The following is a 13,240-nucleotide window of genomic DNA, read 5'->3' as shown; positions in this document are numbered from 1 at the left end:
GCCGTTCCTGCTGCTCACGGGGCTCTTGCCGCTCGGGGCGGCGGTGGGTGTCGCGGTCATGGGCCGATCATGGCGGCGCGCAACCGTGTAGCACCAGCGATGAATACTGAAGGAGACACTTTAGGATCGCTGCATGATGGATCTGGGGCGCCTGCGGGCGCTGCACGCGGTGGCGGTGCACGGTTCGGTCGGCGGAGCGGCGGCCGCGCTCGGGTTCACGCCCTCGGCGGTGTCGCAGCAGATCGCCAAGCTGGAGCGGGAGACCCGGACGGTGCTGCTGGAACGGCAGGGCCGGGGCGTGGTGCTGACCGACGCCGCGCGCGAGCTGGCCGCCACCGCGCAGACCGTGCTGGGACTGGTGGAGCAGGCCGAGGTGCGGCTGGAGGAGCAGCGCGGCCAGGCGGTCGGGCGACTGCTGGTCGCCGCCTTCGCCTCCGGTGCGCGCGGTCTGATGCCCGGGGTGCTGGCCGATCTGCGGCGGCGCTGCCCGGAGCTGGACGTACGGCTGCTGGAGCGCGATCCGTACCCGGCCGCCGAGCTGGTGGCCCGGGGCGAGGTGGACCTGGCGCTGGTGCAGGACTGGCCGACCGTGCCGCTGCCGGTGCAGGAGGGCGTCTCCCGGCTGGACCTCGGGACGGACCCGGTGGACCTGCTGCTGCCGGTCGACGACGAGCTGACCGCGCTCGACCGGGTGCCGGTGGAACGGCTGTGCGGGCAGCGCTGGATCAGCGTGCCGCCGGGGAACATCTGCCACGACTGGCTGGTCCGCACGATGCGCGAGGCCGGCGAGGAGCCGGACGTGCACTACCAGGTCGGCGAGTTCGAGACGCAGATCGCGCTGGTCGCGGCCGGTCTGGGGATGGGCCTGGTGCCCAGGCTCGGACGGGGGCCGCTGCCGCCCGGGGTGGCCGCCCGCCCGGTCACGCCGGAGCCGACCCGGCGGGTGTTCGCGCTCTGGCGCTCCCAGGCCTCCCGACGGCCGGCCATCACCGAGGCGCTGGACTCGATGCGGGAGTGCTGGGGGCGGCTGGGGGCGTGAGGCCGGCTGCGGGGAGGGCACGGGCCTCGGGCGGGGCGCGTGCCTCGCGCGGGACGGGCCTCAGGCAGGGCGCGGGCCTCAGGTGGCGAAGCCGATCACCAGCCACATGAAGCCGACCCCGGCGACGGTGCACAGCAGGGTGCTGCGCGAGGGGTGCGGGCTGTGGGCCTCGGGGAGGATGTCGGAGGTCGCCAGGTAGAGCAGGAAACCGGAGAAGAAGCCCAGGTAGAGGCCGAGCAGGTGCTCCGGGATGGTGAACGCCAGGGTGATCGCGGCACCGGACACCGGGGCCAGCGCGTCCGCCGCGAGCAGGGTCAGCGCCCGCCGCCGGTTGTTCCCGTACAGCCGGGTGATCGTGTACGTGTTGAAGCCGTCGGCGAAGTCGTGCGCGACCACCGCGATGGCCACCACGGTGCCGACGGTGGTGCCGGCCTGGAAGGCGGCGCCGATCGCGAAGCCGTCCATCACGCTGTGCCCGACCAGGGCCAGGGCGGCGGTCATCCCGACGCCCTGGTGCCCGGCGGTGTGGGCGTGCCCGGGGCGGTGGCCGTGGGTGTGTTCGGCGTACTCGCCCTCGTGGCCGCGGTGGATGGCGACCGCGCGTTCGACCACGTGGATGGTGAGGAAGCCGGCCGCGAACATCAGCAGCGCCTGTGGCACGCCGTGCACCTCGCCCGGTGCCTGGTGGATCGCCTCGGGCAGCAGGTCGAAGGCGACCACGCCGAGCATCAGTCCGGCGGCGAAGCCGAGCACCAGGTGGCGGCGGTCGCCGGTGCGCTGGGCGACGAAGCCGCCGATCAGGGTCATCAGGAACGCCCCGGCGGCGACCAGGACGGCGGTCATCGGGCCGTCTCCGCCGCGGGTGCGGCCGGATGGCCGGTACTGCCGTGTGGTCTGCGGAGCGCTCTGCCCATTCCTCTCCCCCTGGGATCCGCCCGTGGCCGGGCCGACCGCTGACCGTACCGGACGGCCGTTCGAGGGTCGTCGCCCGGGGTGCCGGGCCCGGCCGGGGCCCGTTTCCCCAGCGTCGGTCCGGGCGTGGCGGGACGCCCGCCGGATGGGCTGTCGGGGTGACCTCCGGGTGGGAGCGACAGGCGGCGAGTGACAGGCGGCGAGCGGCAGACGGTCAGCGGCCGGCGGTCAGCGGCCGGCGGCGAGCGGCAGGCCAAGGTGGGTACGGGCGAGTTCACGGACGCCGTCGCCGTCGACCAGGTGGATGTGCCGGTGGCTCTCCTCGGCGGTGAGGTCCAGGGCCTCGTCGGTGAACTGCCCGGTGGTCAGCCGCAGGCCGCGCTCGGCGGACTCCTCGCCGACCGCCTCGGCCAGCGTGGCGATCTGCTCCGCCGTGACGGGCGCGGCGCCCCGGGAGGCCCAGACCACCCAGCGGCCGGGCAGCGCGCTGCCCGGGGCGCCCTCGCCGGTGGCGACCAGCCCGGCCGGGCTGCGCAGCCGCACGCTCCACTCGGCCAGCCCGCCCCGGGTGAGCAGGTCGCGCACCAGCTGGGCGAACTCGTTGGCGGACAGGTCGGGTGCGGCCGGCACGGCGGCCCCGGCCTGGGCGGCCGGCTCGACACCCGCCCGCTCGTACGGGTCCGGGGTGACGGCGGCGCCGAGCTGGCGCAGCCGGACCAGGGCCTCGTCCTGTTCGGCGTCGGCGTAGACGCCCTCGTCGTCGCGCTCCTCGTACGGGGTCTCCGGCGGCAGCAGCCGGGTGCGGGCCAGCGCGTCGCGGTCGGCGTCCACGCTGACCAGGCAGACCGGCTCGGTCGCACCGGGCTCGCGCAGCCAGCCGTTGAGGACGACGCCGGCGAGTATCTCGTCGGTGTCGACGGCGTCGGCGGCCTGCAGGACGCGCAGGGCGAGCCGGGCGACCAGCCGCAGGTAGTCGGTGGCCCGGTCGGCCGGCGGGCGCGGAACCGGGACGATGTCGCCGTCCGGGTCGAGCCGGTAGCCGGTGAGCGAGGGCACCAGGTCGAGCGGCGGTAGGTCGAGGTCCAGTACGGCGGTGCGGGTGAGCGGGCGGAAGACCGCCCGGCAGGGGGCGGGCAGGTCCTGGGTGGCGGTCTCGGCGGCGGCCAGGGCCCGCTCCAGCAGCGACTCCACGGCGGCCGGTTCGGCCAGCCGGTAGGCCCGCCGACACTCCTCCAGGCTGTCGTTGTACTCGCGCACGGCGCGGGCCCGGGCCTCCTCGGCCGCCTCGTGGGCACGCCTGGACTCGTCGGCGGCCGGGCGGTCGGCCTCGGCCCGGCGGGTGCGCCACTCGCGCAGGGTGCGCTGGTGGGTGAGCCGGGCCTGCGCCAGTTCGCGCTGGTAGCCGGAGTCGAGCAGGCGGCGGGCCGGGCCGGCCTCGGGGTCGGCGGCGGCCGGCTCGGCGGGCGCGAAGTCCTCCCAACGGGGCTCCCGCTCGTCGGCGGCGGCGCCCGGGCCGTCGGCGAGGTAGGGGCGGGGCTCGTAGTGGCGCAGCTGGCTCTCGAAGTCCATGGCCGATACGGGCAGGGCGGCCCGGCGCAGCAGGTCGGCCAGCCGGTCGTGCTCGGCCCGGACGGTGACCGTGCGGTGGTGGGTCAGGGCGGCCGCCCTGGCGTGCGCCGCGACGGCCTCGTCCGGGTCGACGGCGGCCAAGGCGGGGGCGCCCTGGTCCGCGGTGCTCCGGTTCGCGGGGCCGGGGTCCGCCGTGCCCTGGTCCGCGTTGCCGGGGTCCACTGGGCTGGGGTCGGCGGGGCCGGAGGGGCCGGAGGGGCCCGGGACGGACGGGCCGTCACCGTCCGCGCCCCGGCCGGGGCGGCCGGTGACGGCACCGTCCGGCCCCGCCGGTTCGTCGGCGCCGAGGTCGCGGAAGACCGAGGCGAGAAAGCCCGGTCGGGGGAACCGGACGGTGGCGGTGCCGTCGGACTGGCCGTCTGCTGAGTGCTGCATCGGTCGTCGTTCCCCCATGCTCGTCCGGCGCGCTGCCCGGGGCGGTCGGCGGCCGTGCGGACCCACCCCTGCCGGACATTGTCCCCCGAACGGGCGCAACGGTCAGCCAGGCCGGTCAGTTGGTACGGGTGTTGGTCAGGTGCAGTCCGATGTAGCCGACGTAGATCCGGCCGCTGCCGGAGCAGTCGTCCAGGTAGTGCAGCCGGGGGGCCGTCCGGCCGCCGCCGATCCGCAGGTGCGCGCCCATGAAGGCACGCCGGGAGGTGTCCACGCATTCCGGCACCGGCAGCATCCGCTCGCGCTTCCACTTGGTGTGGCTGAACACCGTACGGGACTCCCCGCGCACGGCCTTGCGGGGCGGGAAGCGGTGGCAGCCCTCGGGCGTGTGCTCGCACCACTGCTTGAAGTCCCCGCCGGCCGCGCCGCGCACCGCTGCCTCGGCGTACTCCTGAAGGGCGGTCAGGCCGTCCCAGGCGAGCCGGGCCCAGCCGGCACCGGTGCGCTGGAGCCCGTCCAGGGCGAGCGCGTTCTTCTGGTCCCCGGTGAAGGTCAGCAGCGGGAACTCGCCCAGTCTGGCCATGAGTTCGGTGAAGCTCTCGGGCTTGCCCCGGCGGCCCGCGGGCTGGGCGGCGAGGTGCTGCCCGGCAGCCGCGCCGGCGCCCGAAGCGGTGCAGTGGCGGCCGGTCAGGGCGCGGGCGCCGGAGCGGAGACGGCCCTCCCGGGCGTCGTGGCCCTCCCGGCCCTGCCCCCGCTCCCGGTGGTCACGGCGCTCCAGGCGCAGGGTGTGCCGGACCCGCTCCAACTCGTCGGCCCTGGCCTGCTGCTCGGCGCGGTCCTGCTGCTCCTCGTGCGCGAGCGCGGCCAGTTCGGCGCGGACGGCGGTCCGGTCCGCTCCCGGGGCCGCGGCGACCGGGCCGGCGGCCGGATCCACGGCGGGATCCACAGCCGGACGGCCGGCCGGACCCACCGCCGGGTCGGCGGCCCGACGGAGCTGCGGCGGCGGGACGCGCAGCACCGGGACGGCGGCCAGCGACGGCGGCAGCGGCTGGTTGGCGGCGAGGCGGCGAGGCTCGCGGGCGAGGAGCCCGGCGGCGCGGCGCAGGTCCTGCTCTATTCGGCCCCGGGCGAGCACCGGATGCCGGGCGCCGTCCTGCCGGGAGGCCGGGTCGACCTCGGGCAGGTAGGTGCGCACCGCCCCGCCGTAGACGGTGTGGTACTCCAGCGCGACGTTGAATCCGGTGCGGGCGCCGGGATCCAGCACGTAGGCCGTGGCGAGGCCGGGCAGCTGGTGGCAGAGCGGGCCGACCACGTCCTCGGCCCAGCGGTCGGGCGGGAGGTTCACCGGGACGCTGGCGACCACGATGGGCAGCCGGCGCTCCGGGTCGCACAGCTCGTCGATCAGGGTGTCCACCTGGTCGGCCGTGATCACCCGGGGCGCCAGGTGGACGTCGGCCGGGCCGTCGGTGGCGTCGAGCAGCGGGAGGAGCGTGCGGGCCAGCTCGGGCACCGGCACCCGGCAGGGGGTGCGCACGCCGCTGCCGGTGCTGTGCGTCTCGGCCTCCAGCCGGACCCAGGTGGGGCCACCCGCCCCGGTGGCCACGGTGAGGGTGAGCTGCTGGGTGCCGTGCGGGGCAGGGGTGCGCAGCCGGCGGCGGTCGTAGCGGCCGGCGCCGGGGCCGCCGCGCAGCGGGCCGTGGTCGCGGTCGAGCAGGACCCGGTCGCCCAGGCGCAGGCGCTCGGCGAGGCCCGGTGCACCCCGGCCCGTTGCGGCAGGCTCCGCGGTGGTCTGCCCGGCGTGGGTGCGGGGGGCCGGCGGGGGCTCCTCGCAGCCCTCGTGCTTCAGCCAGGAGGCGAGTTGTTCGTCGGCCAGGGCGATGGCGTCGGCGTGCGGGAGCGCCGTGGTGACGGTCATCCGGTAGGGCGTCGCGGAACCGCGGGGGCCGGGCAGGTCGGCACCGGTGTGCGGGCGGGAGCGGTTCGAGGCCGGGCGGTTCGCGGCCGGGGGATTCGAGGTCGAACGGTCTGAGGTCATGCGCATACCTCCGTGGAGCGGGGTGGGGTCCTGTGTCCTCCATCGATGGGTTTCGTCCGGTTCCGCCGGATCCTTGCCCAGGAAACGCCACGGCCCTGAGCGGAAGTTCCAACTCGGGGCGACGACACTACGTTCGGGTGAATCTCCTCAAGGCGACTTCCGCGTGGCGTGGTGCCTCGGCTACGAAGACCGGCCTGCTGCGGGGCGTCACGGCACGCCCGTGCGGCCCGGACGAGCCGCACGGGCCTCCTCGAGAGCCGGTCGCGCTCGGCCCCCTGGCCCGCCTGCTCAGAGCCCGGCGGGTCCGGTCGGGCTGCGGCTCCAGGCGGGCTCCACGACCGGCACGGCCAGCGGACAGCCCGCCGGGGCGGCGTAGTCCGCGATCAGTACCACGGGTTCGGTGCCGAGGTTGCGGCCGACGTGGATGTACACCGGCCCCGCCTCCTCGACCAGGGAGTCCCCCGCCCGGCTGACCTCGACCCGGCCGTCGTGCAGGGTCCGGGTCAACGTCCCGGAGAGCACCACCACCTCGACCCGGCCCGGGTGGTAGTGCCAGCCGGTGCTGGCGCCGGGCGGCAGGGTGATGGTCTGGACGACGGGCATCGCGGCGGCTTCCTGGGGGCGTCCTCGGGCTGCCGGACGGCTCCCGGCGGGCGGCCGGTTCAGGCTAGACAGGCTCCTCGGGGCACCGAAACGGGCCGGTGGCCAGTGGCCGAATGTCTGGCCGAAACCCGGCGGGTCGACAGCTCCGCGACGACGGCTTCGGCGCAGCGGCTCCAGGGTAGCGGCTCCGGGGAGGCACCCGCCCGACCGCTCAGACCGGGACCTCGACGTAGGTGCGGCCGGCCGGGACCGCCACCGCGGTACCGCCGGTCGCCTCGGCCAGCCAGGTGTGGAAGTCCGCCACCTCGGGCTCCGGCACGCCCACCTCGATCCGCACCCCGGCCGCCTCGTAGGCGAGGTCGCTCACCACGTACCCGGCCGCCCGCAGGTCGTTCTCCACCCGCCCGGCCCGGACGTGGTCCACGGCCACGGCGAGCAGTGCGACCGGCCGCCGCTCCAGCAGGCCGATCCCGTCCAGCGCCTCCGAGACCGCGCTCCCGTACGCCCGCACCAGGCCGCCCGCGCCGAGCTTGATCCCGCCGAAGTACCGGGTGACCACGGCGACGGTGTCGGTCAGACCGCGCCGGCGCAGCACCTCCAGCATCGGGACCCCGGCGGTGCCGCCGGGCTCGCCGTCGTCGCTGGAGCGCTCGCGGCGCTGGTCGTCGCCGACCACGAAGGCGGTGCAGTTGTGCCGGGCGTCCCAGTACTGCTTGCGGATCCCGGCGATGAAGGCCTGCGCCTCGTCCTCGTCGGCGACCCGGGCGAGGTGGCAGATGAACCGGGACTTCTTGATCTCGATCTCGTGGCTGCCGGCCCGCCGGATGGTCAGGTACGGCCTGGCGCTGGGCTCCGGCGTGACGGACATGACGCGGTGGTTCTCCCGGGGACGGCGAAGGCTGTCGGCGCGCACCCCGGGTCGCCGGGGCGGCACCGCCAGCCTAAGGCGTGGCTCGCGGATCTTTGCCGGGCCGGTGCTGCGGAGGCGGAAGGCCGCGGATCGGCGGTGGGGCCGTCGCCGGTCTGTGCCGCCAGGAGCCGGTCGGCGGGGCCGGGAGCCAGCCGGTGGAGGGTCAGCGGCCGGCCAGGGTGTCGAGCCGCTCGCGGTCCAGGCCGGTCAGCGCGGTGACCTCGGCGAGGTCGACGGCGCCGCAGTCCAGGCCGCGCAGCAGGTAGCCGCTGAGGGCCCGGGCGGTGGCCGGCTCGTCCATCACGTCGCCGCCCGCCTTGGCGACGTAGGCGGCCAGCCGGGCGGCGGCGGCCGCCAGACCCTCGCGGTAGAAGGAGTAGACGGCGACGTAGCGGGTCGGCAGGTGCGCCGGGTGCATGTCCCAGCCCTGGTAGTAGGCGCGGGCCAGAGAGCGGCGGACCAGGTCGTGGTGGAGCTTCCAGGCGGCGTGCACCTGCTCGGTGGAGCCGGTCGGGATGACGTTGGTCGAACCGTCGGAGAGCCGGACCCCGGTGCCGGCCGCGGCCACCTGCATGACCGCCTTCGCGTGGTCGGCGGCCGGGTGGTCCATGCTCTGGTACGCCGCGCTGACCCCGCAGGAGGCGCTGTAGTCGAAGGTGCCGTAGTGGAGGCCGGTGGCACGGCCCTCGGAGGCCTCGATCATCCGGGCCACGGTGGCCCGGCCGTCCGGGCCGAGGATGGCCTGGGTGGTCTCGATCTGGATCTCGAAGCCGATCCGGCCCGCGGGCAGCCCGGCCCGGCGCTCGAAGTCCTCCAGCAGTCGGACCAGCGCGGTGACCTGCTCGGCGTAGGTCACCTTGGGCAGGGTGAGCACCAGGCCCTCCGGCAGACCGCCGCCGGCCAGCAGGGTGGCGAGGAACAGCTCCAGGGTGCGGATGCCGCGGGCCCGGACCGGCGCCTCCATGCACTTGATCCGGATGCCGACGTACGGCGGGGCGCTGCCCTCGGCCACGGCGGCGGTGATCAGCTCGGCCGCCCGGACGGCGGCGGCGTCCTCCTCGGCGTCGGGGCGGGGGCCGTAACCGTCCTCGAAGTCGATCCGCAGGTCCTCGACCGGCTCGCGCTCCAGCTTGGCCCGGACCCGGGCGTGGACGTCGGCGAGCAGCTCGTCGTCGGCGACGCCGAGGGCGCGGGCCAGCTCGGCCGGCGTGCCGGCATGGGTGTCGAAGGCCGCCAGGGCCTGGTGGCCCCACTCCCGTACGGTGTCGGCGGCGAAGGCGTCGGCCGGGACGTAGACGGTGTGCACCGGCTGCCTGGTCCCGGAGTCACCCGGGTAGCGGCGCGCCAGGTCGGCGTCGACCGGGGCGAGCAGCGCCTCCACCGCGGCGCGGGCGGCGGTGGAGAAGGAGGCCCCGTCCGTCGGCCCGTTTCCGTCGACCTCGACCTGAGACATCCGCATTCCTCCGCGCCGAACCATCGCTTCAACAATTTGTTGAGGCGAAGGTAGCTCCGGCACGGTCGGGCGTCAATGGCCCGACCGAGCGCTGGACGGCGGCGGCCCCGGTCAGTCCCTCCCGGCGGCGGCGTAGCGGTCGCGCAGCTCCGGGAAGAGCTCGGCGACCTCCTTCGGGTGGACCGAGCCGTCGGGGCCCTTGCCGGTGGCGCCGTACTCCCTGGTCAGCCAGTCGGCGAGGCGCTGCGGGTCGGGCTGGTGACCGTGGCTGTCCATGTAGGAGACGAGGGCCTCGTAGGCCAGGTCCGGGTCGAGGCGCGCGGGAGCCGGGAGGTGTTCGGGCTGCTCGGCTTGGACGGGCTCCTCGGCCGGCACCGGCGCCTCGGACTGGGTCGGCTGGGCCGCCTGCTCCGGCTGCCGGGCCTCGCGGGGCTGCTGGTGCTGCTGGTGCTGCTGGTGTGATTCGACGGGCTGCTGCGACTGCTGCGGGCCGGCCGGGTGCTGGGGAGCCGGGTGCTGGGCCTGCGGCTCGGGCGCGCCGGCGGGGGCCGGACCGGCGACGGGCTCGTCGGCCACCGGGCGCGGCGGCTTGAACCAGGGCGAGGCCTGGCCGGGCACCCGCCCGCCCGGGGCGGCGTCGGCCGGGTGGCCGGTGGTGCGGACCGGGCGCTCGGTCCAGACGTTGAGCTCCTCGCCGCGCGACTGCGGGGCCACCTCCGCCGCGTCCTCCGGCTCATGCGCGGCACGCAGCCGGACGGCGGCCAGCTTCGCCAGCATGGGCGCGGCGACCTCGGCGGGCAGCGGCGCGACGGCGGCGGGGGCGGCCGTCGCGGGAGCAGCTGCTCCGGCCTGAGCCGGGTCCGGCGTCTGGACTGCGGCCGGGACAGGCCCGGGCTGGGCCTGGAGGGGCCCGGGCTGGACCGGTCCGGCCGGGGCCCGGGTCTGCTGGGCCGGTGGCACCTGCTGCGGGTGCGGGAGCTGTTGCGGCTGACCGGCCGGGGCGCCCGCGACCGGGGCGATGGCGACGGTGCGGCCCGCCGGGACTCCGAGCCCCTGCGCGCCCTGCTGGTCCGTCAGCGCCTCCTTGGGCTCGCGCTCGCGGGCCTCGTCGTCCAGCCGGTCGAGCAGCGACGGGTCCAGCGGGACACCGAACTTGGCGAGCTTGAGCGGCAGCAGCGCCTGGATCGGCGCCGAGCGGCGCCAGCCGCGACCGTAGCGGAAGCGCAGCTGGGCCCGGTAGACCAGGCGGTTCTGCTCCAGCCGGATGACCTCGTCGTAGGAGCGGAGCTCCCAGAGCTTCATCCGCCGCCAGAGTCGGAAGGTCGGCACCGGGGAGAGGAGCCAGCGCATCACCCGGACCGACTCCATGTGGCGGTCCGCCGTGATCGCCGCGATCCGGCCGACCGCATGCCGCGAGGCCTCGACCACGACGACGAACAGCACCGGGATGACGGCGTGCATGCCCATGCCGAGCGGATCGCCCCAGGAGGCGGCCGCGTTGAAGGCGATGGTGGCGACGGTCAGCAGCCAGGCGGTCTGGCGCAGCATCGGGAACGGTATCCGCAGCCAGGTCAGCACCAGGTCGAGGGCGAGGAGCACGACGATGCCCGCGTCGACGCCTATCGGGAAGGCGTAGGAGAAGGCGCCGAACCCCTTCTTCTCGGCCAGCTCGCGCACCGCGTTGTACGAGCCCGCGAAACCGATGCCCGAGATGATGCAGGCGCCGGCCGCGACCAGGCCGAGCAAGCCGCGATGGGCCTTGGTGAGCGTTGGGCGTGCCATTACGTCTATCAACCCCTGGATGTCGGCTGCGGCCGTACGCTGCCTCGACTGCCGGGTCCCGCTGGTCGGGCCGCCGGAAGGCTGAGCAACCTCCGGGCTCGGCCCACCGGAGTTTACTCGTACACCTGTTTAAGCGTTCCCGCAGCCTGGGGTGTCACAGTGCGGCGCACGGCGGCGGGCCGCGGTGCGGAGCGGGCCGTCGCGCAGACCGGCCGGACCGTCAGCCGCTTTGCTCCGCCGTGCCGTTGAGGTAGGTCAGCACCGCCAGCACCCGGCGGTTGGCGTCCTCGTCGGGGGCGAGTTCGAGCTTGGTGAAGATGTTGGCGATGTGCTTGGCCACCGCGCCGTCGCTCACCGACAGGCGGGCGGCGATCGCCGAGTTGGAACAGCCCTCGGCCATCAGCTCCAGCACCTCGCGCTCGCGCGGGGACAACCGCAGCAACGGACCGGGCCGGCGCGAGGTGGTCTGCATCAGCTTCGCGATCACGTCCGGGTCCATCGCCGTCCCGCCCGCCGCCACCCGGCGGACCGCGTCGATGAACTGCCCGGCGTTGAACACCCGGTCCTTCAGCAGGTAGCCGATCCCGCCCGTGCCGTCGGCCAGCAACTCCCGTGCGTACAGCTGCTGGACGTGCTGCGAGAGCACCAGCACGGGCAGGCCCTGGATCTCGCGACGCGCCTTGAGCGCGGCCTGCAGGCCCTCGTCGGTGAGCGTCGGGGGCAACCGGACGTCGACCACGGCCACGTCCGGGCGGTGCGTCAGCAGCGCCTCCAACAGCTCGGGCCCGGTCTCCACCGCCGCGGCGATGGTGAAGCCGTGCGCTTCCAGCAGCCTGATCAGGCCTTCGCGAAGGAGGTAGAGGTCCTCGGCGAGGACAACTCGCACGGCAGCTCCAAGGTGATGGTGGTCGGACCGCCCGACGTGCTGTCGATGGCGAGGACACCGTCGAAGGTACCCAATCGCTTCTCGATTCCGCGCAGTCCGGTGCCCCGTGAGGGGTCCGCCACACCCACGCCGTCGTCCGTCACCGTGACCCGCAGGAAGCCGGCGCGGTACAGGATGTCCACCCACACCTGCTCCGCCTCCGAGTGCTTGGCCGCGTTGGCCAGCAGCTCGCAGATGCTGAAGTACACCGCGGCCTCCACCGGCGCCGCCGGACGGTCCGGCAGGCTCACGACGACCTCGGTCGGAAGCGCGCTGTCCAGGGCCAGCGCGCGGACCGCGTCGCCCAGTCCGCGCTCGGCGAGCACCGGCGGGTGGATGCCGCGCACCAGGTCCCGCAGCTCCTGCAGGGCCCGGGCCGACGACTGCCGGGCCTCGGCGAGGAGCTCGCGTGCGGCGGCCTGGTCGGTGTCCATCAGGTGCTCGATGGTGCCCAGCGTCATCCCGATCGCGACCAGCCGCGCCTGGGCACCGTCGTGCAGGTCCCGCTCGATCCGCCGCAGCTCGGCCGCCTGGTTGCCCGCCGCGTCCGCCCGGGTCTCGGTCAACTCGGCCACCCGCCTGGTCAGCTGGGCGTGCGTCGCCCGGCCGTCCCGGTCCAGCACCCGGCGGGCCACCTCGGCGTGCGCGCGCACCGCGAACGGTGCCACGAGTATCCCCGCGACGATCATGGCGGCCCCGAACACGATGCCCAGCAGGACGTCCGCCATGCGCCCGCTCACCGGACCGTAGCCGTCGGTGGGAACCGGCCCCGACAGGGCGTAGGCGGCACCCAGCCCGATCAGGCCCAGCACCGGCCCGGCCAGGGCCAGCGTCAGAACCGGGTTCACCGCGAGCCAGGCCAGCTCGGCGCGGGTGGTCCGGTCCCGCAGCCCCCAGTGGACCAGCTGCGCGTACTTCGCCACCGTCCGCGAGCGGTGGTAGGAGTACCCAGTCCACCAGTGCCCGCGCCCGTCCAACTCCAGCCCCGGCAACGGCTCGTACGTCGTCGGCAGCCGAGTGCCGAACCAGCGCGCCAGCTGCCCGCGGGTACGGTCCGCGGTGCGGCGGATGGTGGCGGCGGCCACCACGACGCCGACGACCGCCGCCACCAGGAGGGCGAGGAGGACCTCCAGGTCGTACTGCTCCACCAGCTGGGCCGTGATCACCCCCGAGACGACCGCCGCCGTCACCGGCAGCACGAACCCCGGCACCGCCGACACCACCAGGACGACCAGTCGCGCCAGCCCTTCACCGCCGGCCGCGAGGGCCGCCTGGGTCTGAGCACGTACGGACGTGCCGCTCGTACGACTCACTGTTGTCACGGGATGCTCCTGATGCCGGTACCGATCGTCCTCCATCAGTGTTCACGAACCCTGCACTCCCCACACTGGCCGTGACACCCCAATTCCGAGGTGGACCTAGGACTACCTGCTGGTGGTCGCAGCAACACTGTCCCAGGCCCTTCCGGTAAGAGGGTCCGAAAATGCGAAGAACCCCCATCCGGGATCCGGATGGGGGTTCTTCTGAAGAATTGTTCGGCGGCGTCCTACTCTCCCACAGGGTCCCCCCTGCAGTACCAT

At 75.1% G+C, this 13,240-nt stretch carries 10 protein-coding genes; 1 reads left to right on the top strand and 9 read right to left on the bottom strand.

Translation table 11 applies throughout. The annotated features are described in order from the left end of the window. Window positions 1-133 precede the first annotated feature (133 nt). Entirely contained in the window at window positions 134-1,039 is a 906-nt protein-coding gene (locus OP86_RS26015; RefSeq protein ID WP_030060599.1) for a LysR family transcriptional regulator, read from the top strand. A 78-nt stretch (window positions 1,040-1,117) separates the two neighbouring features. Here OP86_RS26015 and OP86_RS26010 read toward each other — a convergent pair whose 3' ends face one another. The 9 genes from OP86_RS26010 to OP86_RS25970 all read right to left on the bottom strand — a co-directional run bounded on the left by OP86_RS26010 (window position 1,118) and on the right by OP86_RS25970 (window position 12,982). Then, window positions 1,118-1,882, bottom strand: a complete 765-nt coding sequence (locus OP86_RS26010; protein ID WP_030060598.1) for a ZIP family metal transporter — start codon at window positions 1,880-1,882, stop codon at window positions 1,118-1,120. A gap of 297 nt (window positions 1,883-2,179) precedes the next feature. Continuing rightward, the gene (locus tag OP86_RS26005; RefSeq protein ID WP_030260713.1) at window positions 2,180-3,955 is read right to left on the bottom strand and encodes a restriction endonuclease; all 1,776 of its coding nucleotides are present in this window, start codon (window positions 3,953-3,955) and stop codon (window positions 2,180-2,182) included. Window positions 3,956-4,070: 115 nt separating this feature from the next. Next, window positions 4,071-5,987 (bottom strand): hypothetical protein, encoded by a 1,917-nt coding sequence (locus tag OP86_RS26000; protein ID WP_030260712.1) that lies wholly within the window; start codon window positions 5,985-5,987, stop codon window positions 4,071-4,073. A 288-nt stretch (window positions 5,988-6,275) separates the two neighbouring features. After that, window positions 6,276-6,590, bottom strand: a complete 315-nt coding sequence (locus tag OP86_RS25995) for a cupin domain-containing protein (RefSeq protein ID WP_051830651.1) — start codon at window positions 6,588-6,590, stop codon at window positions 6,276-6,278. Window positions 6,591-6,801: 211 nt separating this feature from the next. Then, window positions 6,802-7,458 carry a YigZ family protein gene (locus tag OP86_RS25990; protein ID WP_051830650.1) on the bottom strand — a complete coding sequence of 219 codons (657 nt, stop codon included), beginning with the start codon at window positions 7,456-7,458 and terminating at the stop codon, window positions 6,802-6,804. A 205-nt stretch (window positions 7,459-7,663) separates the two neighbouring features. Beyond that, entirely contained in the window at window positions 7,664-8,953 is a 1,290-nt protein-coding gene (locus OP86_RS25985) for a DUF6986 family protein (RefSeq protein ID WP_030260709.1), read from the bottom strand. 111 nt (window positions 8,954-9,064) lie between these two features. Beyond that, a complete protein-coding gene (locus OP86_RS37555; RefSeq protein ID WP_078589505.1) occupies window positions 9,065-10,735 on the bottom strand; it encodes a DUF2637 domain-containing protein in 1,671 nt (556 codons plus the stop codon). 220 nt (window positions 10,736-10,955) lie between these two features. Then, a complete protein-coding gene (locus tag OP86_RS25975) occupies window positions 10,956-11,621 on the bottom strand; it encodes a response regulator transcription factor (protein WP_030060590.1) in 666 nt (221 codons plus the stop codon). Beyond that, complete coding sequence (locus tag OP86_RS25970; RefSeq protein ID WP_234435110.1) at window positions 11,573-12,982, bottom strand: sensor histidine kinase; 1,410 nt, start codon at window positions 12,980-12,982, stop codon at window positions 11,573-11,575. The genes OP86_RS25975 and OP86_RS25970 overlap by 49 nt, the downstream gene beginning before the upstream one ends. Window positions 12,983-13,240: the final 258 nt, after the last annotated feature.

Origin of the sequence: Streptomyces novaecaesareae, from assembly GCF_000716875.1 — a bacterium.
Taxonomy (GTDB): Bacteria; Actinomycetota; Actinomycetes; order Streptomycetales; family Streptomycetaceae; genus Kitasatospora; species Kitasatospora novaecaesareae.
The sequence above is the reverse complement of the archived record's forward strand: the minus strand, read 5'-3'. Positions and strand labels throughout refer to the sequence as shown.

Excerpts from the sequence above, each read along its gene's own strand:
- OP86_RS26010 (WP_030060598.1), bottom strand. The coding sequence starts at position 1,882 with ATGACCGCCGTCCTGGTCGCCGCCGGGGCGTTCCTGATGACCCTGATC.
- OP86_RS25985 (WP_030260709.1), bottom strand. The coding sequence starts at position 8,953 with ATGTCTCAGGTCGAGGTCGACGGAAACGGGCCGACGGACGGGGCCTCC.
- OP86_RS26015 (WP_030060599.1), top strand. The coding sequence starts at position 134 with ATGATGGATCTGGGGCGCCTGCGGGCGCTGCACGCGGTGGCGGTGCAC.
- OP86_RS26005 (WP_030260713.1), bottom strand. The coding sequence starts at position 3,955 with ATGCAGCACTCAGCAGACGGCCAGTCCGACGGCACCGCCACCGTCCGG.
- OP86_RS26000 (WP_030260712.1), bottom strand. The coding sequence starts at position 5,987 with ATGACCTCAGACCGTTCGACCTCGAATCCCCCGGCCGCGAACCGCCCG.
- OP86_RS37555 (WP_078589505.1), bottom strand. The coding sequence starts at position 10,735 with ATGGCACGCCCAACGCTCACCAAGGCCCATCGCGGCTTGCTCGGCCTG.
- OP86_RS25990 (WP_051830650.1), bottom strand. The coding sequence starts at position 7,458 with ATGTCCGTCACGCCGGAGCCCAGCGCCAGGCCGTACCTGACCATCCGG.
- OP86_RS25995 (WP_051830651.1), bottom strand. The coding sequence starts at position 6,590 with ATGCCCGTCGTCCAGACCATCACCCTGCCGCCCGGCGCCAGCACCGGC.